The sequence below is a fragment of the Enterococcus avium ATCC 14025 genome (genome assembly GCF_000406965.1).
In the GTDB taxonomy this organism is placed as follows: Bacteria; Bacillota; Bacilli; order Lactobacillales; family Enterococcaceae; genus Enterococcus_A; species Enterococcus_A avium.
The window spans coordinates 368,727-389,071 of the sequence record NZ_KE136363.1; the positions used below are offsets into that span (position 1 = coordinate 368,727).

The 20,345-nt window shown below is 39.5% G+C and carries 19 protein-coding genes and 1 other RNA gene; 16 read left to right on the forward strand and 4 right to left on the reverse strand.

The window, feature by feature from the left end; translation table 11 throughout:
• Positions 1-60 precede the first annotated feature (60 nt).
• The 5 genes from gpsB to OMU_RS12040 all read left to right on the forward strand — a co-directional run bounded on the left by gpsB (position 61) and on the right by OMU_RS12040 (position 3,588).
• Complete coding sequence (gpsB, locus tag OMU_RS12025) at positions 61-465, forward strand: cell division regulator GpsB (protein WP_016180181.1); 405 nt, start codon at positions 61-63, stop codon at positions 463-465.
• Between the two features lie 14 nt (positions 466-479).
• Positions 480-852: RNase P RNA component class B (rnpB, locus tag OMU_RS22895), an RNA gene on the forward strand.
• A gap of 478 nt (positions 853-1,330) precedes the next feature.
• Positions 1,331-2,494 (forward strand): THUMP domain-containing class I SAM-dependent RNA methyltransferase, encoded by a 1,164-nt coding sequence (locus OMU_RS12030; RefSeq protein ID WP_016180182.1) that lies wholly within the window; start codon positions 1,331-1,333, stop codon positions 2,492-2,494.
• Positions 2,484-3,128, forward strand: a complete 645-nt coding sequence (locus OMU_RS12035) for an HD domain-containing protein (RefSeq protein ID WP_016180183.1) — start codon at positions 2,484-2,486, stop codon at positions 3,126-3,128. The genes OMU_RS12030 and OMU_RS12035 overlap by 11 nt, the downstream gene beginning before the upstream one ends.
• Before the next feature lie 112 nt (positions 3,129-3,240).
• Entirely contained in the window at positions 3,241-3,588 is a 348-nt protein-coding gene (locus tag OMU_RS12040) for a hypothetical protein (protein ID WP_016180184.1), read from the forward strand.
• Between the two features lie 13 nt (positions 3,589-3,601).
• On the opposite strand, the gene OMU_RS12045 is transcribed toward OMU_RS12040, so the two are convergent.
• A complete protein-coding gene (locus tag OMU_RS12045; protein WP_016180185.1) occupies positions 3,602-3,916 on the reverse strand; it encodes a hypothetical protein in 315 nt (104 codons plus the stop codon).
• Positions 3,917-4,230: 314 nt separating this feature from the next.
• On the opposite strand from OMU_RS12045, the gene OMU_RS12050 reads away from it, so the two are divergent.
• Together OMU_RS12050 and OMU_RS12055 are read left to right on the forward strand one after the other, a co-directional pair.
• Positions 4,231-5,379 carry a VanZ family protein gene (locus tag OMU_RS12050; RefSeq protein WP_016180186.1) on the forward strand — a complete coding sequence of 383 codons (1,149 nt, stop codon included), beginning with the start codon at positions 4,231-4,233 and terminating at the stop codon, positions 5,377-5,379.
• Position 5,380: 1 nt separating this feature from the next.
• Entirely contained in the window at positions 5,381-6,730 is a 1,350-nt protein-coding gene (locus OMU_RS12055; RefSeq protein ID WP_016180187.1) for a DEAD/DEAH box helicase, read from the forward strand.
• A 38-nt stretch (positions 6,731-6,768) separates the two neighbouring features.
• Here the strand turns inward: OMU_RS12055 and OMU_RS12060 are convergent, their stop codons facing one another.
• Positions 6,769-7,206 carry a GNAT family N-acetyltransferase gene (locus OMU_RS12060; protein WP_016180188.1) on the reverse strand — a complete coding sequence of 146 codons (438 nt, stop codon included), beginning with the start codon at positions 7,204-7,206 and terminating at the stop codon, positions 6,769-6,771.
• Positions 7,207-7,276: 70 nt separating this feature from the next.
• Between OMU_RS12060 and OMU_RS12065 the strand changes: the two genes are divergently transcribed.
• The 3 genes from OMU_RS12065 (at position 7,277) to cls (ending at position 12,833) form a co-directional block, all read left to right on the forward strand.
• The gene (locus tag OMU_RS12065; protein ID WP_016180189.1) at positions 7,277-8,329 is read left to right on the forward strand and encodes a DUF7278 family profilin-like fold-containing protein; all 1,053 of its coding nucleotides are present in this window, start codon (positions 7,277-7,279) and stop codon (positions 8,327-8,329) included.
• 266 nt (positions 8,330-8,595) lie between these two features.
• Positions 8,596-11,229 (forward strand): alanine--tRNA ligase, encoded by a 2,634-nt coding sequence (alaS, locus tag OMU_RS12070; RefSeq protein ID WP_016180190.1) that lies wholly within the window; start codon positions 8,596-8,598, stop codon positions 11,227-11,229.
• A 143-nt stretch (positions 11,230-11,372) separates the two neighbouring features.
• Positions 11,373-12,833 (forward strand): cardiolipin synthase, encoded by a 1,461-nt coding sequence (gene cls / locus OMU_RS12075; protein ID WP_016180191.1) that lies wholly within the window; start codon positions 11,373-11,375, stop codon positions 12,831-12,833.
• On the opposite strand, the gene OMU_RS12080 is transcribed toward cls, so the two are convergent.
• Positions 12,834-13,214, reverse strand: coding sequence for a ribonuclease HI family protein (locus tag OMU_RS12080; RefSeq protein WP_016180192.1), 381 nt, complete (start codon positions 13,212-13,214; stop codon positions 12,834-12,836).
• Positions 13,215-13,251: 37 nt separating this feature from the next.
• Between OMU_RS12080 and OMU_RS12085 the strand changes: the two genes are divergently transcribed.
• On the forward strand, positions 13,252-13,686 hold the full coding sequence (locus tag OMU_RS12085; protein ID WP_016180193.1) for an EbsA family protein: 435 nt from the start codon (positions 13,252-13,254) through the stop codon (positions 13,684-13,686).
• Positions 13,687-13,695: 9 nt separating this feature from the next.
• Here OMU_RS12085 and OMU_RS12090 read toward each other — a convergent pair whose 3' ends face one another.
• Positions 13,696-13,896: a cold-shock protein gene (locus tag OMU_RS12090; RefSeq protein WP_016180194.1), complete on the reverse strand. Its 201-nt coding sequence runs from the start codon at positions 13,894-13,896 to the stop codon at positions 13,696-13,698.
• A 174-nt stretch (positions 13,897-14,070) separates the two neighbouring features.
• Between OMU_RS12090 and OMU_RS12095 the strand changes: the two genes are divergently transcribed.
• The 5 genes from OMU_RS12095 to argD all read left to right on the forward strand — a co-directional run bounded on the left by OMU_RS12095 (position 14,071) and on the right by argD (position 20,323).
• The gene (locus OMU_RS12095; RefSeq protein WP_016180195.1) at positions 14,071-15,744 is read left to right on the forward strand and encodes a formate--tetrahydrofolate ligase; all 1,674 of its coding nucleotides are present in this window, start codon (positions 14,071-14,073) and stop codon (positions 15,742-15,744) included.
• 308 nt (positions 15,745-16,052) lie between these two features.
• The gene (gene argC / locus OMU_RS12100) at positions 16,053-17,084 is read left to right on the forward strand and encodes an N-acetyl-gamma-glutamyl-phosphate reductase (RefSeq protein WP_016180196.1); all 1,032 of its coding nucleotides are present in this window, start codon (positions 16,053-16,055) and stop codon (positions 17,082-17,084) included.
• Between the two features lie 23 nt (positions 17,085-17,107).
• Positions 17,108-18,301 (forward strand): bifunctional ornithine acetyltransferase/N-acetylglutamate synthase, encoded by a 1,194-nt coding sequence (argJ, locus tag OMU_RS12105; RefSeq protein WP_016180197.1) that lies wholly within the window; start codon positions 17,108-17,110, stop codon positions 18,299-18,301.
• A gap of 133 nt (positions 18,302-18,434) precedes the next feature.
• On the forward strand, positions 18,435-19,184 hold the full coding sequence (argB, locus tag OMU_RS12110; RefSeq protein WP_016180198.1) for an acetylglutamate kinase: 750 nt from the start codon (positions 18,435-18,437) through the stop codon (positions 19,182-19,184).
• Positions 19,181-20,323 (forward strand): acetylornithine transaminase, encoded by a 1,143-nt coding sequence (gene argD, locus OMU_RS12115; RefSeq protein WP_016180199.1) that lies wholly within the window; start codon positions 19,181-19,183, stop codon positions 20,321-20,323. The genes argB and argD overlap by 4 nt, the downstream gene beginning before the upstream one ends.
• The last annotated feature ends 22 nt before the right edge of the window (positions 20,324-20,345 follow it).

The following is a 20,345-nucleotide window of genomic DNA, read 5'->3' on the forward strand; positions in this document are numbered from 1 at the left end:
AGTTTATCAGCTAGAATATATAGGAAAGTAAATTAAGATAAGAGCTAATGAGGTGGAAAAATGGCGAATGTAATCTATACTCCTAATGATATTTTGGAGCAAGAATTTAAAACAAAAATGCGTGGTTATGATCCAATTGAGGTCGACGAATTTTTGGACAATGTAATTAAAGATTATGAAGCTTATAACAAAGAATTATTAACACTAAGAGAAGAAAATGATCGCTTGAAAGCAAAAGTTGAACAACTATCCAAAGCTCAGCCAGCTCCTTCACGTGTGAAAGAAGCAGCGCCTAAAAGTTCAGCTGTTACAAACTTTGATATCTTGAAGCGTTTATCCAATCTTGAAAGAGAAGTGTTTGGCAAAAAGCTTGATCAACAGGCATCAAACCAAACAGCTCCTTCTGATTTTGGTCAAAGCTATACTCAAGATGAGAGCGATATTGAGAAAACTCGTCAATTTTAAATTTGAATGATGCAATTTTTGGGTGATCGCGGTTTGCACTAAGCAGGCTGAGGAAAGTCCATGCTCGCACAGACTGAGATGTCTGTAGTGTTCGTGCTTAGCGAAACCATAAGCTAAGGTACTTCTTTTGAAGTAACGGCAGAAAAAAAGGCTAAGGAGTAATCTATGCCTGAGTATTCTTGAAAGTGCCACAGTGACGAAGCATTTTGAGAAATCAAAATGGTGGAACGCGGTAAACCCCTCGAGCGAGCAACCCAAACTATGGTAGGGGCGCTTTTTCTAAGGAAATGAACGATGAAAGAGACGGCATTTATGTCGGAGATAGATGATTGCCACGATGATCACACTTCCCTGAGTTGGTCGTCGTACAAAACATGGCTTACAGAAAATTGCAGCAATTCAGGGTGTGCCTTCCAACTTTGCGTTGTGAAGGTCTTTTTTTGCCAGTTTTTCTTCCTGCTTTAGCAGGTTAGAAAAATGGTATGCGAAATGAAGATAAAACTAATTTTTTCGCTTTTTGAAAAAATTAATCCCTTAGTACGAATTAGCTGCCAGTCCAACTTTTCGCAGAGCTCAAAGTTGGACTGGTAAAAGAAAGCTTAAAACTTTATATCGACACGCGTAATTTAGTTGGATGGTATGCGTACGAAAATAAAACTTTTTTCGGTCTTTGAAAAAAGCAATCCATTGAATTGAGCTAGCTGCGAGTTCCTCTTCATACTTAGTTGAATCGTATGCGAAACGAGAATAAAACCTATTTTTTTTAGTTTTTGAAAAAAATTGATACGATTGATACGTTAGTTTAAAAGGTTAATTCGTCGTACATCGGAAAAAATTATTACTACTATTATATAAAGGAGCAATTATGGAGAAAGAGTATAATTTAATTGCCACTGCCGCTGCGGGTATCGAAGCGTTAGTAGGTAAAGAGTTACGTAATTTAGGCATCGATTGCCAAGTCGAAAATGGACGGGCACGGTTTAAAGGAAATTTAGAAACAATCGCTACCGCAAATTTGTGGCTGCGAACTGCTGATCGCGTGAAAATCATTGTCGGGGAGTTTGACGCGTTTACGTTTGACGAATTATTTGAAAAGGTTAAGGCGATTGCTTGGGAGGATTATCTGCCAATGGATGCTGAATTCCCAGTGGCAGGACGTTCAATCAAATCAAAATTGTACAGTGTCCCTGATTGCCAATCAATCACGAAAAAGGCAATCGTTGAACGTCTACGAGAAGTCTACCATCGTCCAGCGCGAGTGCCTCTACCAGAAACCGGTGCGCTATTTCAGCTAGAGGTTGCTTTACTAAAGGATCATGTCGTATTAACTTTAGATACAACTGGGCCAAGCTTATTTAAACGTGGCTATCGATTAGAAAAAGGTGGCGCTCCATTAAAAGAAAATATGGCGGCGGCATTAGTAATGTTGACAAATTGGCGAAAGGATCGTCCTTTTTATGATCCGGTTTGCGGATCAGGGACTTTATGTATTGAAGCTGCGTTGATAGGTCACAACATTGCGCCTGGATTCAATCGTGATTTTGCCTGTGAAGCCTGGGATTGGTTTGATGCCGCTGTCTTTGATAAAGTTCGTTCTGTAGCGGATGAAGCAGCGGATTATGATATTGAGTTAGATATTGCTGGTTCTGACATCAATGGTCGGATGATTGAGATTGCTCAAGCAAATGCTGAAGAAATCGGATTAGGTGATTCGATTCAATTTAAACAGCAGGCGGTTAAAGATTTTAAAACAGAGAAAGAGTACGGTGTGATTGTTGCAAATCCGCCATACGGAGAACGTTTATGCGAAGAAGAACAGGTTCGTGTATTGTATCGTGAAATGGGAGAGGTTTTCCGCCCATTGAAAACCTGGAGTAAATACATTTTGACCAGTGATTTAGCATTTGAGGAATTTTACGGGGCTAAAGCAACAAAGAAAAGGAAATTGTATAATGGCGCTATAAGAACGGATCTGTTTCAATATTGGGGCGAACGCCCTCCAAGAAAGCCGCGTAATGATGCCGAATAAAATAGAAGCAATTCGTAAGTATGCCAAAGAGAAACTTGGTGCTGATCGCAGTGGACATGATTTTTATCATGTCCAGCGCGTAGCTAAAATCGCTAAGAATTTGGCTGAACAAGAAGGCGTTACAGATACGTTGATGATTGAAACCGCTAGTTATTTACATGATGTGATTGACGATAAGGTCGTTGAAGATGTGACAAGGGCGCAAGAAGATCTTAAAAGGTTTTTAAAAGAACTTAGTTTTTCTGTCGAAGAAATACAGGAAATTTTTAAAATCATTGAAAACATTTCCTTTTCTAAAGAAATAGAAAACGGAAAAGCTGAACTAACTTTAGTTGGACAGATCGTGCAAGACGCGGACCGGATTGATGCACTTGGCGCAATAGGCATTTTACGAACTGCTTATTATGGCGGCCATACGCAAAGTCCATTATATGATCCTAACACTGCGCCGCAAGAGTTTAAAAGCAAACAAGAATATCGCAAAAAAAGTACAGTAATCAATCATTTTTATGAAAAATTGTTTAAGCTGCCTGCTACAATGAACACGCAAGCTGGAAAAAAAGAAGCACAAAAGCGCATGCATTTTATGGAAGAATTTTTAAAAAGATTTTACGCTGAGTGGGATTTATCATAAATGAGAGATGAAAATAGTAAATTAAAAATAAAAATATCCTTTAGTTGAGACGTTTTATTTCCAGTGAACTTCTTTTTCTCCTATAATGTTCTTTGGTTAGGAGGAACTCTAAATGCTACATCGTGAAATATTGAGTCCCGAAGAAGTTTTAGAAAGAATGCCCAACTTATCTGAGGGATTATTCGCTATTCGTTGCAAACTTACAAATAAGACCTATCAAATTATTTTATATAAATATCAAGAGGATTATTTTTTAATAGAAAATCCAGCACTGATTAGTGTCTTGCTGAAAAAGGATCAAAGCTTTTTTGGAACACCAGAGCAACTTTTAAATGAAATTGAGCGGTCATTTGAGGAAAATCATTATCAGCCTGCATCAAAAGAGTGGGTCAACTTAGATTTGAATACCTTGAAACGTTTAACTAATGTGAAAATTAAATTTTTTGATTTGGAAGAATAACAGGATAAGCCTGTTATTCTTTTTTTCTAAACTGACGAAAAAGGTAATACACATTAATAATGGTGAGAATCGCACCTAGTACAAAAGGAACTATCAGGCGCCCTTGACTGTAACCAAAGTTCTTTTGAAAACTTTCTGAAGACGTCAAAGCAACAACCGTTTGACTGTAGTTATACACCTGATAGCTAAAAGTCGTTAAAAAAACTGAGATCAAAGTTAACGCAAAGCGACGGTAATCACTATTTTTCATTTTTTTGACAAAAAAGAAAATTATATAAACGACCATCAAAGCCGCTGGAACACCAAAAGCAAAAAGCGGGTTAAGCATTTTTTTACCTCCTTAAAAATCTGATATAATTTTTATTTTGTGTTCATTTTACCACAATTTAGAAAAAATCCCTGATGATTAGAAATTGAAGGAATAAGGATTTTTCGACAATATTCTTTTTTTAGTTAACAGGTTTTCAAATTACTAAATTGCTACTATCAGATTTGTCATCAGCGGTAAAAATGGTAACTACTATAAAATAGAGACTTTTCCTTCGCATTTAGAAAGAAGATATTTTAAACTGAGCTATATGAGGCTGTTGCTCTTATTGCAGCTGAATAGTTATGAACGTAAATTGAACAAAGGAGCTATCTATGAACAGTTACACGTTACCGATTAAAGTGGCGGTGCTTACTTTTCCTTTTTTGGCGATGTTTGTCACTGCACCTATTTTAATTTATTATTATCGAAAATATGGAGAACTAGGCAAGCTGAGAAGTCTGATCTTGTATTCGTTTGTTTTTTACTTGTTATGCGCATATTATTTAGTGATCTTGCCGTTACCTGAAGTCAGTACGGTAGCACAGATGACTGGTCCGCGTTATGAACTTCATTTATTTCAATCTTGGCATAATTTCATGAATCAAACGGTACTGCAATTGAATAACCCAAGCACCTATTTGCCAGCAATGAGACAAAGCGTCTTTTTGGAACCTGTGTTTAATATTTTTCTACTTTTTCCATTTGGCGTATATTGTCGTTATTATTTTAAATTTTCATTTTGGAAAACTATTTTGGTAAGCTTCTGCTTATCGCTATTTTTTGAGCTAACACAATTAAGTGGTCTGTATTTTATTTATCCGCGTCCTTATCGATTATTTGATGTTAATGACTTATTCCATAATACATTAGGAGGAATACTGGGCTTTGCTTGTGCGCCACTATTCACTTTCTTTTTACCAACACGAAGTGAACTGGACTCAGAATCATTGGAGAAAGGACGGCAGGTTACAATAATAAGACGTTTTGTCGCACTGGCGATCGATTGGTTTATCATTGGTTTGTTTAGTCCAATAATTAATTATCTATCAAATGTATTACCACCTAAAGCCGGTGAAATCTTAAGTAATACGATGCCGGTGTTCATCATTGAAGTAATCGTTTATTTTATGCTAATCAATTATCTCTTAAACGGTCAAACCATTGGAAAAAAGGTTGTTCGTATTCAAGTTATCGAAGATGGACACAAGCATATTCGTTTGAGCCGACTGATCCTGCGGTATTCTGCGCTTTACTTTCTTTTCTTCGGGCTGCTGCAAATTTTTCAATACACAATGACACATTTAATTTCCGTAAATCACACGCTCTTTATCGCTTATGCGACATTAGGATTGTTAAGTTTAGGAATTTTACTTTTATTTCTATTCAACTTATTGTATGCTCTCATAAGAAGAAAAACCCGCCTATTCCATGATAAAGCGAGTCACACGTATACGATTAGTACGTTAAAGAAAGAGGTATAACATGCGAACTTTTGAATCATTCAATTTCCAGCCGTTTATTCTTGAAGCCATCAAGGATAAGGGTTTTACTGAACCAACAGCGGTTCAAGAAAAATTAATTCCTTTAATTAAAAAAGGGAAAAATGTTGTCGGACAGTCACAAACAGGTTCAGGAAAAACCCATACGTTTTTGCTGCCATTAATGAATAAGATCGACGCCGCTAAAGATGAGGTTCAAATTGTCATCACAGCGCCAAGCCGCGAACTAGCGACGCAAATTTATCAAGCCGCCATTCAAATTGCAAAATTTTCACCAAATGAAATCCGCGTAACCAATTTTGTGGGCGGAACTGACAAGCAACGGCAAATCGACAAATTAGCGACGCATCAACCACATGTCGCTATCGGAACCCCAGGTCGTATCTTAGATATGATGAATGAGCAAGCATTAAAAGTCCATACGGCAGAGTATTTTGTGGTCGACGAAGCGGATATGACTTTGGATATGGGATTTTTAGCTGAAGTCGATCAAATTGCTGGTCGTTTACCGAAGCATTTACAAATGTTGGTCTTCTCAGCAACGATTCCAGAAAAATTACGTCCCTTCCTATTAAAATACATGGAAAATCCTGTGATTGAAGAAATTAAGTCAAAAGCAGTAATTTCCGATACGATCGAAAATTGGCTCATTTCTACTAAAGGACAGGACAAGAATCGTTTGATTTATCAATTATTGACGATTGGTCATCCATATTTAGCGATTGTTTTCGCCAATACGAAACAGCATGTCGATGAGATCAGTGATTATTTGAAATCACAAGGGTTAAAAGTCGCGAAGATTCACGGGGATATTTCACCCCGAGAGCGGAAGCGTGTAATGCGCCAAGTACAAAATCTAGATTATCAATATGTTGTCGCAACAGACTTGGCTGCTCGAGGAATTGACATTGAAGGGGTTTCTCATGTTATTAACGCAGAGATTCCCCAAGATTTGGATTTCTTTATTCATCGTGTGGGCAGAACAGGTCGGAACGGCTTGTCTGGCACGGCGATTACTTTGTATGGTCCAAGCGATGAGAACGATGTTAATTTAATTGAAAATCTCGGCGTGACTTTCCAACCAAAAGAGATCAAAAATGGGGAAATCATCGATACTTATGATCGTAATCGTCGAAAGAAACGCGAAAAATCAAAAGATGAGCTAGATCCAACTCTAATTGGTTTGGTTAAAAAATCAAAGAAAAAAATTAAGCCTGGCTACAAGAAAAAAATTGATCGCGCAATTTCTGAATCGAATAAACAAAAACGTCGTGTAGCTCGTCGTCAAGAAGAACGTGGCGCACGTAAGAATAAAAAGCGTTCAAACTCTTAAAACTTTAGAGAAATGACTATTAAAAGAACTTGTATCTGTTAATCCGATACAAGTTCTTTTTGCATTTTGACACAAGGAATACCGTCTTCTTCAAAGATATCCGAAACAACGCGATAGCCGATTTTCTCGTAGAAAGCCTGCGCACTAAGTTCGGCCGAAAGAACAGACGTCTGACAGCCTTCGAAAAATGCCTGTGACTCAATCCGAGCTAGAAGTTTTGTCCCTAAACCTTGATTGCGATAATCAGGATGGACGCATAGACGGTCAGGATTCAACGTCGATTCATCTAATTTTTGATAGCGTACAGTGGCGATGGGGATTTGCTCATCAAAGAAAACGAGATATTGACGATCCACTGTATCCAATTGATCAAACTCCAATTCGGGCAAGATATTTTGTTCCAAAACAAAAACCTGGTAGCGTAAAAAAAAGGCAGCAGCCTGCAATTCTGGTGAAGCTCCAAAAATTTCCTTCATCTTTTTCCTCATTTCTTTGTGATAATGGTATAATTCTAACATATGAGTGTTGGAGGAGGCAGAAAGATTTATGAACTTATTAGATCAATTAGACTGGTCCTATTGGAAGCGACTGAATCCAAAAGAAAAACGTACCTTGTTAAGCCAGCTTTTGCTTCATTTTGTCAATCCATTAATGAAGATTTCAGATATTGAATTAAAGGATTTTGATTTGTACGGTATCAAATGTCAGACGTTTCAGTTGCTGATTGATGAAGAGGAATTTGTCTTTATCCCAGGAAATAAAGATGCCATTTTAGGCTGGAACTTAGGAACAAAAGGTCTGTCATTGTTGGAAACCGCACCGAACTCTCCAGAAATAATGATCCCAGAAGAATTACGCGGACAATATAACTTTTTTGATGTTGATTCTTTAGGAGAACTAATAAATGATAAAACAACAAGTTTGCGTAAAGTACAAATCCCGCCAATGTTTGTTCAGCGTCATGCTTTACCAGCGGGAACAAACTATTTGGGAGTTTATGATTCGGTAACTGGGAGTTTTTCAGGAGAAGCAGATCAATTTTCTACCTATGAAGAGGAAATTAAAAATGTCTTGTCACCAAATTTGACGCCGGAAGAAAGCATGACTTGGTCTTTTCCTAAGAACGTATTAAAAGAAGGACGTTGGTATATTGAAATGATCCCTCATTCAGACAGCTACTATGTGTTTAGTCATGAAGAGCATACCTACACCAGTCTACGAAAGAAAATTCGCAAGAAAAATTTTGATTTATTAACAGAAGATCAGTGGGAATACGTTAATGGTGCAGGCAGCCGCCGTCTATTTCGGTGGGGCAATGATCTAAATGTCACTGATCCTTATCGCGGCAAGAACGTTCGGAAGATGATGGAACAAGAGAATATGTTCGGCTTATTCTTTGATACCTCAATGGAACGCTTTGAAATTACCGAAGATCCCGGTGTATTAAAACTGACGAATAAGAAGAATCCTGTTGGAATTCCAATTGTTGATTTCCTGCCGCTATCTAGTTATTACAGCAATACGACAACAATGATGCATGAGGAGATTCTCTCACCAAGTAATTATTTGTATCGTAAAGCAATTCTAATCAAGATCTAGTTTGACTTTTGACAAACTTTTTTCTATACTCTTAAAAGGATAAGGTTTATTATTTTCGCCTCCACAGAAAGTGCACGATTGCTGAAAGCTGCACGTTGCGTGTAATGAATTGCTCCCGACATTTTTTGATTGAAAAATCAACGCTGCTCAGCGTTAACGAGCTGAAGAGGTAATGATCAAACTATCATTGCAATCAAGGTGGTACCGCGAGTTTTCGTCCTTGACTGCAGTGGTAGTTTTTATTTTTTGAGAAAAGAGGAGAACAGATGAAAAAATTATCAAGCGCACAGGTGCGCCAAATGTTTTTAGATTTCTTTAAAACCAAGAATCATATGATTGAACCGAGTGCGTCATTAGTACCGGTGAACGATCCTACCTTGCTATGGATCAATTCAGGGGTTGCGACGATGAAGAAATACTTCGACGGCAGTGTCGTGCCAGAAAATCCACGAATTGCCAATGCACAAAAGTCTATTCGTACAAATGATATTGAAAATGTAGGTAAAACTGCGCGTCATCATACGATGTTTGAAATGCTAGGAAATTTTTCGATCGGTGATTATTTCAAAGTGGAAGCCATTGAATGGGCTTGGGAATTCTTAACTTCACCTGACTGGATCGGCTTTGATCCAGATAAATTGTATGTAACGGTTTATCCTGAAGATAAAGAAGCAAAACGGATCTGGTTAGAAGAAGTCGGAATTCCAGCAGATCACGTGGTTGAAATTGAAGACAACTTCTGGGATTTGGGCGCTGGTCCAAGCGGTCCCGACTCAGAAATTTTCTATGACCGCGGCGAAGCCTTCAACGATTTAGCTGAAGACGATCCAGAAAATTATCCTGGCGGCGAAAATGAACGCTATCTAGAAATTTGGAATCTGGTATTCTCAGAATTTAACCATACGCCACAGGATACTTATGAACCATTGCCTCATCAAAATATTGATACAGGGATGGGATTAGAACGGATGGTTTCCATCATCCAAGATGCCCCTACCAACTTCGAAACTGATTTATTCTTACCAATCATTGGTAAAGTAGAGGAGTTAAGCGACAAAAAATATGGTGCTGATAAGCAATTGGATATTTCTTTCAAGGTTATCGCGGATCATATCCGTTCTTTAGCCTTTGCGATTGGTGACGGCGCATTACCTTCAAATGAAGGCCGAGGCTATGTTTTGCGTCGTTTATTACGTCGTGCGGTCATGCACGGTAAGAAATTAGGTATTGATCAAGCGTTCTTGTACAAGCTGGTTCCTGTTGTCGGCGAAATCATGGTGAGCTATTATCCAGAAGTGAAGCAACAGGAGGCTTTCATTGAAAAAGTCGTTCGGACAGAAGAAGAACGTTTCCATGAAACCATCAATGACGGTTTATCGATGCTGAACGATGTGTTAGCTGAATTAAAAGCGAAAAATGAAACCACGTTAGATGGAAAAGTTATTTTCAAATTGTACGATACGTTTGGTTTCCCTGTAGAATTAACGGAAGAAGTCGCAGAAGATGAAGGCTTGAAGGTCGATCATGAAGGCTTTGAAGTAGAAATGCAGGCGCAAAAAGAACGTGCCCGGGCTGCTCGTACAACAGAAAAATCAATGGGCGTTCAAACGGCTTTATTGGGTGATATCAAAGTAGCAAGCAAGTTTGTCGGCTATGAACATTTGGAAAGTGAAAGTGAATTGCTTGTTATCCTGAAAGATGATGCCATCGTTGATATGGTTGGAGAAGGCGAAGCGCGTTTGATTTTTGCGGAAACACCATTTTATGCTGAAATGGGCGGACAAATCGCCGATAAAGGAATTATTGTTGATAGCGCAGGTAAAATTATCGCTAATATTACCGATGTCCAAAAGGCACCAAATGGCCAAGCTTTGCACACGGTTGAAATCCTTGGATCATTAAAAGAAGGCGAAAAATACTTTTTGCAAGTCAATGCCGCTTACCGCAATAAGATCATCAAAAATCATACAGCGACTCATGTTCTACACAAAGCCTTGAAGGAAGTGCTAGGCGATCATGCAAACCAAGCCGGTTCATTAGTGACAGACAAGCATTTACGTTTTGACTTTACACATTTCGGTCAAGTGACAGCAGTTGAACTAAAAGAAATGGAAAAAATCGTCAACCAAAAAATCTGGGAAGCTATTCCTGTGGTAACAATCGAAACCGATATTGACACAGCGAAAAATATGGGCGCAATGGCCTTGTTCGGTGAAAAATACGGACATGATGTACGTGTAGTAAACATCGGCGACTGGTCGATCGAGCTATGCGGAGGTACGCATGTAGCGAATACAGAAGATATTGGCTTATTCAAGATTGTCTCTGAATCAGGTATCGGTGCCGGCGTACGTCGGATCGAAGCGTTGACCGGCAAAGAAGCCTATGAAGCTTTCCGTGATGAAGAAGAACAATTAATGCAAGTGGCACAAATCGTGAAATCACCACAAATCAAAGAAGTTGTTAGCAAAACCGAGCAATTGCAACAGCAATTACGTGAGCTGCAAAAAGAAAATGAACAACTAGCGACAAAACTAGCGAACCAACAAGCAGGCGACGTCTTCAAGGATGTCAAAGAAATCAACGGCACGACCGTGATTACTGCTCAGGTTAACGTAAAAGATATGAATCAATTGCGTCAACTAGCGGATCAATGGAAGCAAAAAGCTTTGTCTGATGTGTTGGTTCTTGGAACCGTTCAAGGGGAGAAAGTGAATCTACTAGCAGCCATGAGTCCAGCAGCCAATGAAAAAGGCTTGAAGGCTGGCGATCTGATCAAAGCGATCGCGCCAAAAGTCGGCGGCGGCGGCGGTGGACGTCCAGACATGGCTCAAGCCGGTGGGAAAAATCCAGCAGGTCTAGCTGATGCATTAGCAGAAGTGGCCAACTGGTTAGCATAATTTCCAATTAAAGGACAGCATCTTTGTGACGCTGTCCTTTTTTTATGAGAATATGACTATTCCATAGCAACTTTCTTTTATTACTAAGGCGGTTTAGGTATAATTCAAATGAGAGAATTATTTTTCTGAAAAGAGGGGACCATTTGGGAATTATTGAGCAAATTATTTTATTTATTTTTATTGTCAACTTAGTGGGGGCAATCATTACTGTTTTTCGTAAACCGCGGAATATCACGACAATTTGGGCCTGGCTTTTGACCTTGATCTTTTTGCCAGTCATCGGATTTTTAATTTATGCCTTTTGCGGTCGTGGTATTGACGGCGAAACCATGTATCTTTTCGAGCAAGATGACGAGGCTCGAGTTAAAGAGATTAATGAAATTATCCAGCAAGACAATCGTCATGTCGACCACAACGAACCAGATCAATTGTATCCAGCAGCGACAGCCATGGTGAAATATTTTAAAAATTTGGATGAATCACCGTTGGCAATCCGTAACGAGTTAGAATTTTTCCTAGATGGAACGGCGAAATTTGAACGCTTATTTGAGGATTTGCGCAATGCGCAAAGTACGATTCACGTCGAATATTACGCCTTCTTTAATGACCGCATCGGTAATCGCTTCATGCGGATTTTGGAGGAAAAGGCAGCTCAAGGCGTGGAAGTACGAATGATCTATGATCCGTGGGGGGCACCAAAAACAAATAAAAGCTTTTTTTCAACCTTGATTAAAAATGGCGGCAAGGTGGCGCCTTTTATTACCTCAAGAAACATTTTGGCTAAGACACGCTTAAATTATCATTTGCATCGAAAAATTGTTGTGGTAGATGGTCAGATTAGTTGGACAGGCGGTTTTAATGTCGGAGATCAGTATCTCGGGGAATCTAAACGCTTTGGAAGATGGCGCGATACTCACGGTCGGATCGAGGGAACAGCTAGTTTCACGTTGCAGGAAATTTTTATTCGCGATTGGAATGCTTCTGTCACGAACAAAGCCGATCGGATGAGTTATTTACCAGAATATTTTGTTTTACCGCAAAAGCAGATTGAAAAAGGTGTACCAATGCAAATCGTGGCCGATGGTCCTGATTCCAGCGAACAGATTATTAAAGACGGCTTTGTTCGCATGATCTTAGCAGCTGAAAAAAGTGTCTGGATTCAAAGTCCGTATCTTGTACCAGATGAGACCATGATTTCTGCTATCTTAATTGCAGTACGATCAGGAATTGATGTAAGAATCATGATTCCAAATATGCCAGACCATCCATTCATTTACCGAGCTACTCAATATTATGCTAATTATTTCCATCAACGAGGGGTAAAAATTTACCATTACGCAGACGGCTTTTTACATTCCAAAACGATTGTCGTTGATGATGAGCTGGCTAGTTTCGGCTCAACCAATCAAGATATCCGCAGCTATGAGTTAAACTTCGAGGTCAGCAGCTTCATCTATGATCCAGCGATTGCACAGCTATTCCGAACTATCTTTGAAGAGGATATGAAGGAATGTATTCTGTTAACAGATGAAATAATCGCCAATCAATCTCACTGGTTGAATTTCAAACAGCGCTTCTCACGTTTATTATCACCTGTTTTATAGTTATTTTCGCAAACCTTGGCGGGCAAGATTGTCCGCCCCTTTATTTTTTGCTTCTGGAATCCATTGTAGAATCAGCAGGGGAAATTGCGGCGCTAATTCATTAAACTCTGATAAATATGGCTGAAAGAGCTTGTTTTTTGTTTGTCCTTGGTCTAAAATTTTTATTGCAGTTTTACTATCAGAATAAAGTAAAATCGTTTGATCGTTCAGCTTTTGGTCGATCAAATAGGTTAGTGCATGGAGAATCACTGCTAATTCTGCTTGATGATTGTTGGTTTCAGGCAGTGAGATTGCAAGCTGTTCTTGCTTTTCAGAAATAATAAGAATGCCGCCGCCGCTCTTTTGAGTATTCGTAGCCGCATCAGTATAAACTTTTAACATAATGATCATCCTTTTTTAGAAGAGTAGGAGTATATGAATGAAGACAAAACGCTATTTTTGGCAACCAGAGCTGTCAATCAGCATTATTTATTGGTCGTTGACCTTTATTGTTCTTTTTTATGGTTTGATTCTGACCTTAGAGAAAACACGGCCTTATTTACAGGGTAATATTGTGATCGGCATCGCCATTTTATTTGCTGTTGTCGGCCTTCATCGCTATTTGAACATTGACGAAACCGGTATAAGTGTCCGATACGCAAGAGTTTGGCGCCGTGAGACTCTTTTACGGGAGCATATCGATTATTTAACACCGTGTAAAGACGGGGTGATTATCCAGCGAAAAGGACTTAGCGGAGCAGCTTTCCATTTTGCTATGCGTAAAAAAAGAAAAGAAGCCTTTATAAAAGACTTTATAACGTTTTATCCAGAAATTGAAATCAGAGAAATAAACGAAAAGATCAGTCATGACTGATCTTTTCGTTTATTTCTTTTTTACATGAGCTGCTTGCATCCCGCGAGCACCCTCCACAATTACAAAATCAACCTCGTCACCCGGATCCAAGCTTTTGAATCCATCTTCCTCAATCGCGGTGAAGTGAACAAAAACTTCTTGATTTTCATCATAGGCAATAAAACCGTACCCTTTTTTTTCATCAAACCATTTAACAATGCCACTATTCATTACGCAACACCCCTTTGCAATTGCTGGTTTTATTATACGTGAAGGAAACAAAAATTGCGAATCAATACGTTTGATAATTCTAAGTGGTGTTTTTCTTTAAAAAATTCGTTATAATAAAAAGGAACGAATAAAAAAGTGTATTTTTCTGAGTAACGTTCGGGAAAGGGAGTTTTTATGAAAACTGATATCGAAATATCTCAAGCGACGACTTTAGCACCAATTACGGAGGTCGCAGAAAAAATCAACTTATCTTTTGATGATTTGGAATTGCATGGCAAATACAAAGCAAAAATTGAGTTTGATGCTTTAGAACGAATGAAAGAAAATCCAGAAGGCAAATTGATTCTTGTCACATCAATCAATCCAACGCCGGCAGGGGAAGGAAAATCAACTGTTACGATTGGATTAGGCGATGCTTTAAATAAAATAGGCAAGAAGACTGTGATCGCTCTTCGTGAGCCTTCTTTAGGACCAGTGATGGGTATCAAAGGCGGCGCAACTGGTGGAGGCTACGCACAGGTCTTACCTATGGAAGATATTAATCTGCACTTTACTGGCGATATGCACGCGATCACAACGGCAAATAATGCGTTATCAGCTTTACTGGATAATCATATCCATCAAGGAAATCAATTAAACATCGATGCCCGGCGCGTGATTTGGAAACGGGTTGTTGATCTGAATGACCGTGAGTTGCGCCATATCACTGTTGGCTTGGGCGGTCCGATCAATGGAGTTCCCCGCGAAGACGGCTTTGATATTACTGTTGCCAGTGAAATTATGGCAATTTTATGTTTAGCAACAGATATTGAAGACTTGAAGCAGCGCTTATCAAATATCGTTGTTGCCTATACCTTTGATCGTGAGCCCGTAACAGTCGGCGATTTGAAGGTGGAAGGAGCACTAGCGCTTGTTCTTAAAGACGCAATCAAACCTAATTTGGTTCAAACCATTTATCAAACCCCTGCGTTTGTGCATGGCGGACCATTTGCGAATATCGCTCATGGCTGTAATAGTATTTTAGCAACTCGAGCTGCTCTGCACTGCGGTGATTATGTGGTCACAGAAGCGGGCTTTGGTGCGGATCTTGGCGGGGAAAAATTCTTGGATATTAAAGTTCCTAGTTTAGGAAAAGCTCCCGACGCTGTAGTGATCGTTGCAACTATCAGAGCACTGAAGATGCATGGCGGAATGGCTAAAGCTGATTTAAGTATGGAAAATCTTGATGCATTGAAAAACGGCTTCAGCAATTTAGCCAAGCATATTCGTAATATGCGCAAATATGGATTACCAGTAGTTGTTGCTATCAACGAATTTATCAGTGACACTGACAAGGAAATTACACTATTAAAAGAACTTTGCGAACAAGAAGATGTGAAGGTCGAGTTGGCTAGCGTCTGGGAGAAAGGACCTGACGGCGGCATCGATTTAGCAAAGACAGTTGTTGAGACGATTGCAAATGAAAAAAATCATTTCCATTCAATCTTTACCAGAGAACATGATGACTTAACTGAAAAAGTTGAAACGATCGTTCGCGAGATTTATGGCGGGAATGAAGTTATCTATAGTAAAAAAGCACAGCAGCAATTGGCCAGCTTCAAGAAATATGGATGGGATCGTTTGCCTATTTGCATGGCGAAGACACAGTATTCATTATCAGACGACCCAAGTAAATTAGGGGCTCCAATTGATTTTGATGTGACGATCCGCGAATTTGTACCGAAGATTGGCGCAGGATTTGTCGTAGCGCTGACTGGTGACGTCATGACGATGCCGGGATTACCTAAAAAGCCTGCCGCTTTAAATATGGATGTTGATGAAAAGGGCAATGCTATCGGCTTGTTCTAGCATGACAAATGGAGCAAACACTCGTGAAAGCGGGAGTTTGCTCCATTTTTGTATATTCAAAAGCAGATTTTGCATATTTTTACTAAAACATGCAAAATAATTTATAAAAAACCATTGACTTGTATAAATACTACACGTATAATCGTCAGAAATAGCAGCTTTCTAATCGTATTATTATTCAATTCCAAGAATATCAGCTTCGCTTTTCGCGGTTTATATAGTGAACAAAAAATCAGGCACACCAAAAGTTCACCAAGCTAATGGAATAATATACGGCTTGAACATCAGAAGAAAAAGGAGGGATTAATTTGAAAGTTTCGATTATCGGAGTGACAGGCTACAGTGGGATCGAGCTGGTCCGAATACTATTGCAGCATCCTAACGTAGAGATTAGTTCTATTCACAGTCATTCGCAAAATGGCAAAGATATTGATGAGTATTTGCCGCATTTAAATCGATTGTTGAACCTTCCTCTGGAACCAATTGATTCCACAAAAATCATGGAGCAGTCAGATTTAGTTTTTTTCGCTACACCGTCAGGTATCTCTAAAGAGATCGCCACAACTTTTGTAGAGGCAGATTTTCCAGTTATTGACCTTTCAGGTGATTTTCGATTAAAAACAGATGGGCAATACGAAAAATGGTATAAAAATTCAAGTGCACCCTTTGAAATATTACAAAACGCTCATTACGGATTAGCTGATTTTTATGCAGAACCTACGTCAAAATTAATCGCTAATCCTGGATGCTATGCTACGGGAACACTTTTATCTTTGGCACCGCTGGTTCAGCAAGAAATTATCGAATGCGATTCAATTATCGTTGATGCAAAATCTGGTTTATCAGGCGCAGGCAAGAATTTATCGGAGTCTAGTCATTTTGTTAACAGTAATGAAAATATGACGTTGTACAAAATGAACAGCCACCAGCACATTCCAGAAATCATGCAGCAATTAAAAAAATGGAACGAAAACATTCCAGCAATCCAATTTTCGACTTCCTTAATTCCAGTGACTCGCGGCATTTTCATTACAACCTATGCTCGCAGCAAGGAAAAACTGACACAAGAAAAGGTTTTAAATTTATTTCAAACCTTCTATCAAGAAAAACCATTTATCCGAGTTCAAGATCAAGATGTTTACCCAAACTTACATCAGATCGTCGGTTCGAATTTCTGTGATATTGGAGTAGCTTACAATGAAGTGACCAATATCGTTACTGTTGTTACAGTTTTGGATAATTTAGTAAAGGGCGCAGCTGGTCAAGCCGTTCATAATCTAAATCATCTAGCAGGTTGGCCAGAAACTACTGGACTAAATCTAGTACCAATTTATCCATAAAAAAATGCCGGAGTGTGAAGAATATGCAAATCATAGATGGAACGATTGCCAGTCCCAAAGGCTTTTATGCCACTGGCCTACATGCAGGATTAAAAAAAGAGAAGAAAGATCTAGGAGTCATTTATTCAGAAGTTCCTGCCAATGCTGCGGCAGTATATACGACAAATCAAGTAAAGGCAGCACCGATTTTTGTTACAAAAGAGGCAATGAAGGATACCACCATTCAGGCAGTGGTAGTCAACTCAGGTATCGCCAATGCCTGCACGGGAAAACTAGGATTGGAAAATGCAAAAGAGATGCAGGCGATAACAGGGACACATTTGAATATCCCGCAAGAAAGCGTGGCTGTTGCTTCAACCGGTGTGATTGGTAAACAACTGCCAATGGAAATCATCGAAGCAGGAATCAGCAATATCGATCTGGAAAAGCCAGAACCCTATGCTTTTCATGAAGCCATTTTAACAACTGACACAGCGACAAAGGAAATCGTCATTACTGAAGAAATCAATGGTCAGCAGGTAACAATGGCGGGTGTAGCCAAAGGATCAGGGATGATTCATCCTAATATGGCGACGATGCTGGCATTCATTACAACCGATGCTCAAATTTCAGAAGAATTGCTGCAGGAAATTTTAGCAGATAAAACTGAAACGACCTTCAATCAGATCACTGTAGATGGGGATACATCCACCAACGATATGGTGTTAGTCTTAGCCAATGGCTTGGCAGAAAATCCAGTGATCGAAAAAAATTCCAAAGCGTTTGAACAATTCGTGGCGATGTTTCAGCTAGTTAGTGAAACGCTAGCAAAGAAGATTGCCAAAGACGGCGAAGGAGCCACTAAATTGATCGAAGCACAAGTGGTCGGAGCGCTCAACGGAAGTGAAGCCCGTTTAGTCGCTAAAAAAGTCGTCGGCTCCAGTTTAGTAAAAACCGCAATGTTTGGAGAAGATCCTAATTGGGGACGAATCATTTGCGCAGTCGGCTATGCCGGTTCACACACTGATCCCGAAAAAATCGATATGTGGATCGGTGATCAGCAACTGTTGAAAAACAGCCAGCCGCAAGAATTTGACGAAACCATCATGAAACAGACTTTAGAAAAAGAAAAAATCAATATTACCGTTGATCTGAATATCGGAGAGCAAAGCGGGCAGGCTTGGGGTTGTGATTTAACCTACAAATACGTTGAAGTGAACGCATTGTACCACACATAAAAATATCAGATCGACAGTTCAAGTTCTCAGTTCCTCCAAGACAAAAAGCAAGAAATTTTGAGGAATGATATATGGCATGGGAAACGACTCATTTTTCTGGTGGAAAAATAAATTCATATAAGGAGCGAAAAGCATGGGTAAAATAGTTGTAAAAATCGGTGGGGTAGCCAGTGATAATTTAACAAATAATTTTTTTGAGCAAATTGAATCATGGCAGGCTCACGGACATGAAATCATTATTGTTCACGGCGGGGGATACTACATCACGGAAATGATGGAGCGATTAAATATCCCTGTAATGATCAATGAAGGGTTACGTGTCACAACAGAGCAAGCATTAAAGGTTACTCAAATGGTTCTGATGGGTCAGGTGCAGCCGACGATTACAACGTTATTCCAACAGCAAGGTTTTGGAACGATTGGTCTTAATGCCTCTAGCGATAATATGATTCAAGGAACGTTTATTGATCAAGAAAAATTAGGTTACGTTGGTGAGATTACCGAGATTAATCCTGCAGCCATTGAGGGGGTTTTGCATAAGAATTACATTCCGATTATCGCTCCTTTAGGAATGACAGCAAACGGCCAATGGCTTAATATCAATGCGGATGATACTGCGTGTAAAATCGCTGAAGCCCTTGAAGCAGATGCATTGTATTTGTTGACAGATGTACCAGGAGTGAAGCAAGACGAACAATGGCTTGAAAAACTATCAATCCATGAAGTTGAGCAATTGAAAGCGGAGAAAGTGATTACTGGGGGCATGATCCCTAAACTAAATAGTGCTGTCGATGCGTTAGAAAATGGTGTTTCAGAAGTTCATATTACCAATTGTATCGAATGTGCAGGTACTGTAATCGTAAAGGAGGGGGTCTTTGCATGAGTCATTTGTTTCCAAATTATGCAAGAGACACGATTGATCTAATTAAGGGTTCAGGAAGCTATGTGTATGATCAAGAGGGAAACAGCTATCTGGATTTTATGAGCGGAATCGCTGTCACAAATTTAGGTCATAACAATCCAAAAGTGATGCAGGCATTGGCTGAGCAAGCAGATAAAATTTGGCACAGCTCGAACTTGTATACCAATCATCTGCAAGAGCAGGTAGCTGAAAAATTGACCAAGGGAAAGGATTATTTAGCTTTCTTTTGTAATAGCGGAACTGAGGCCAATGAAGCGGCGATTAAATTAGCTAGAAAGGCCACTGGGCGTTCGAAAATTCTTAGCTTTGAGCAATCATTCCACGGACGGACTTACGGGGCTTTGAGTGCAACGGGACAGCCTGCGCTGCAAACAGGCTTTTTTCCACTCGTCGAAGGATTTGACTATCTTCCTTATAATGAACTAGCTCCATTGAAGGAACAATTAGATGAAAACGTGGCCGCAGTCATGTTGGAAGTTATCCAAGGAGAAGGCGGAATCATACCAGCGAATAAAGAATGGCTTCAGTCAGTCGCAAAACTATGTAAAGAAAATGGCAGTTTATTGATCATTGATGAAATTCAAACCGGTATGGGAAGAACAGGAACCTTCTATGCGTTTGAGGCTTATCAGATCGAACCAGATATCATTACGATCGCCAAGGCTTTGGCTAACGGCATCCCAGTAGGTGCGATGCTAGGAAAGATCGAATTAGCTGAAGCTTTTGGCCCTGGTTCTCACGGTACGACCTTTGGCGGGAACAATCTGGCGATGAGGGTGGCCGATACTGTAGTTAGTGAGATTAATCAGCCGGAATTTTTAGCAGAAGTTGCTGTTAAGGGCCAGTATTTATTGGATGAACTGATCAAATTGAGTGAAAAATCTGAAAAAGTCCTCGATGTTCGAGGAAAAGGCTTGATGGTGGGGATCGAGTTAAATTCGCCAGAAACGCTGCAACAGACAATTCAAGAGTTGAAGGTACAAAATCTTTTAGCAATCAAAGCTGGTAAAAACGTGCTTAGACTACTGCCCCCTTTGACCATCAGCCAAGAAGAATTGACAAAAGGCTTGGAAATTATTAACTCTGTATTACTAAAATAGGTCGATATTAACTCAATATCCA

Coding starts and splice junctions, on each gene's coding strand:
- OMU_RS12050 (WP_016180186.1), top strand. CDS start 4,231: ATGAACAGTTACACGTTACCGATTAAAGTGGCGGTGCTTACTTTTCCT.
- OMU_RS12060 (WP_016180188.1), bottom strand. CDS start 7,206: ATGAAGGAAATTTTTGGAGCTTCACCAGAATTGCAGGCTGCTGCCTTT.
- OMU_RS12045 (WP_016180185.1), bottom strand. CDS start 3,916: ATGCTTAACCCGCTTTTTGCTTTTGGTGTTCCAGCGGCTTTGATGGTC.
- alaS (WP_016180190.1), top strand. CDS start 8,596: ATGAAAAAATTATCAAGCGCACAGGTGCGCCAAATGTTTTTAGATTTC.
- OMU_RS12040 (WP_016180184.1), top strand. CDS start 3,241: ATGCTACATCGTGAAATATTGAGTCCCGAAGAAGTTTTAGAAAGAATG.
- gpsB (WP_016180181.1), top strand. CDS start 61: ATGGCGAATGTAATCTATACTCCTAATGATATTTTGGAGCAAGAATTT.
- OMU_RS12095 (WP_016180195.1), top strand. CDS start 14,071: ATGAAAACTGATATCGAAATATCTCAAGCGACGACTTTAGCACCAATT.
- OMU_RS12055 (WP_016180187.1), top strand. CDS start 5,381: ATGCGAACTTTTGAATCATTCAATTTCCAGCCGTTTATTCTTGAAGCC.
- OMU_RS12065 (WP_016180189.1), top strand. CDS start 7,277: ATGAACTTATTAGATCAATTAGACTGGTCCTATTGGAAGCGACTGAAT.
- OMU_RS12080 (WP_016180192.1), bottom strand. CDS start 13,214: ATGTTAAAAGTTTATACTGATGCGGCTACGAATACTCAAAAGAGCGGC.
- argD (WP_016180199.1), top strand. CDS start 19,181: ATGAGTCATTTGTTTCCAAATTATGCAAGAGACACGATTGATCTAATT.
- argJ (WP_016180197.1), top strand. CDS start 17,108: ATGCAAATCATAGATGGAACGATTGCCAGTCCCAAAGGCTTTTATGCC.
- OMU_RS12030 (WP_016180182.1), top strand. CDS start 1,331: ATGGAGAAAGAGTATAATTTAATTGCCACTGCCGCTGCGGGTATCGAA.
- OMU_RS12035 (WP_016180183.1), top strand. CDS start 2,484: ATGCCGAATAAAATAGAAGCAATTCGTAAGTATGCCAAAGAGAAACTT.
- OMU_RS12085 (WP_016180193.1), top strand. CDS start 13,252: ATGAAGACAAAACGCTATTTTTGGCAACCAGAGCTGTCAATCAGCATT.
- argB (WP_016180198.1), top strand. CDS start 18,435: ATGGGTAAAATAGTTGTAAAAATCGGTGGGGTAGCCAGTGATAATTTA.
- OMU_RS12090 (WP_016180194.1), bottom strand. CDS start 13,896: ATGAATAGTGGCATTGTTAAATGGTTTGATGAAAAAAAAGGGTACGGT.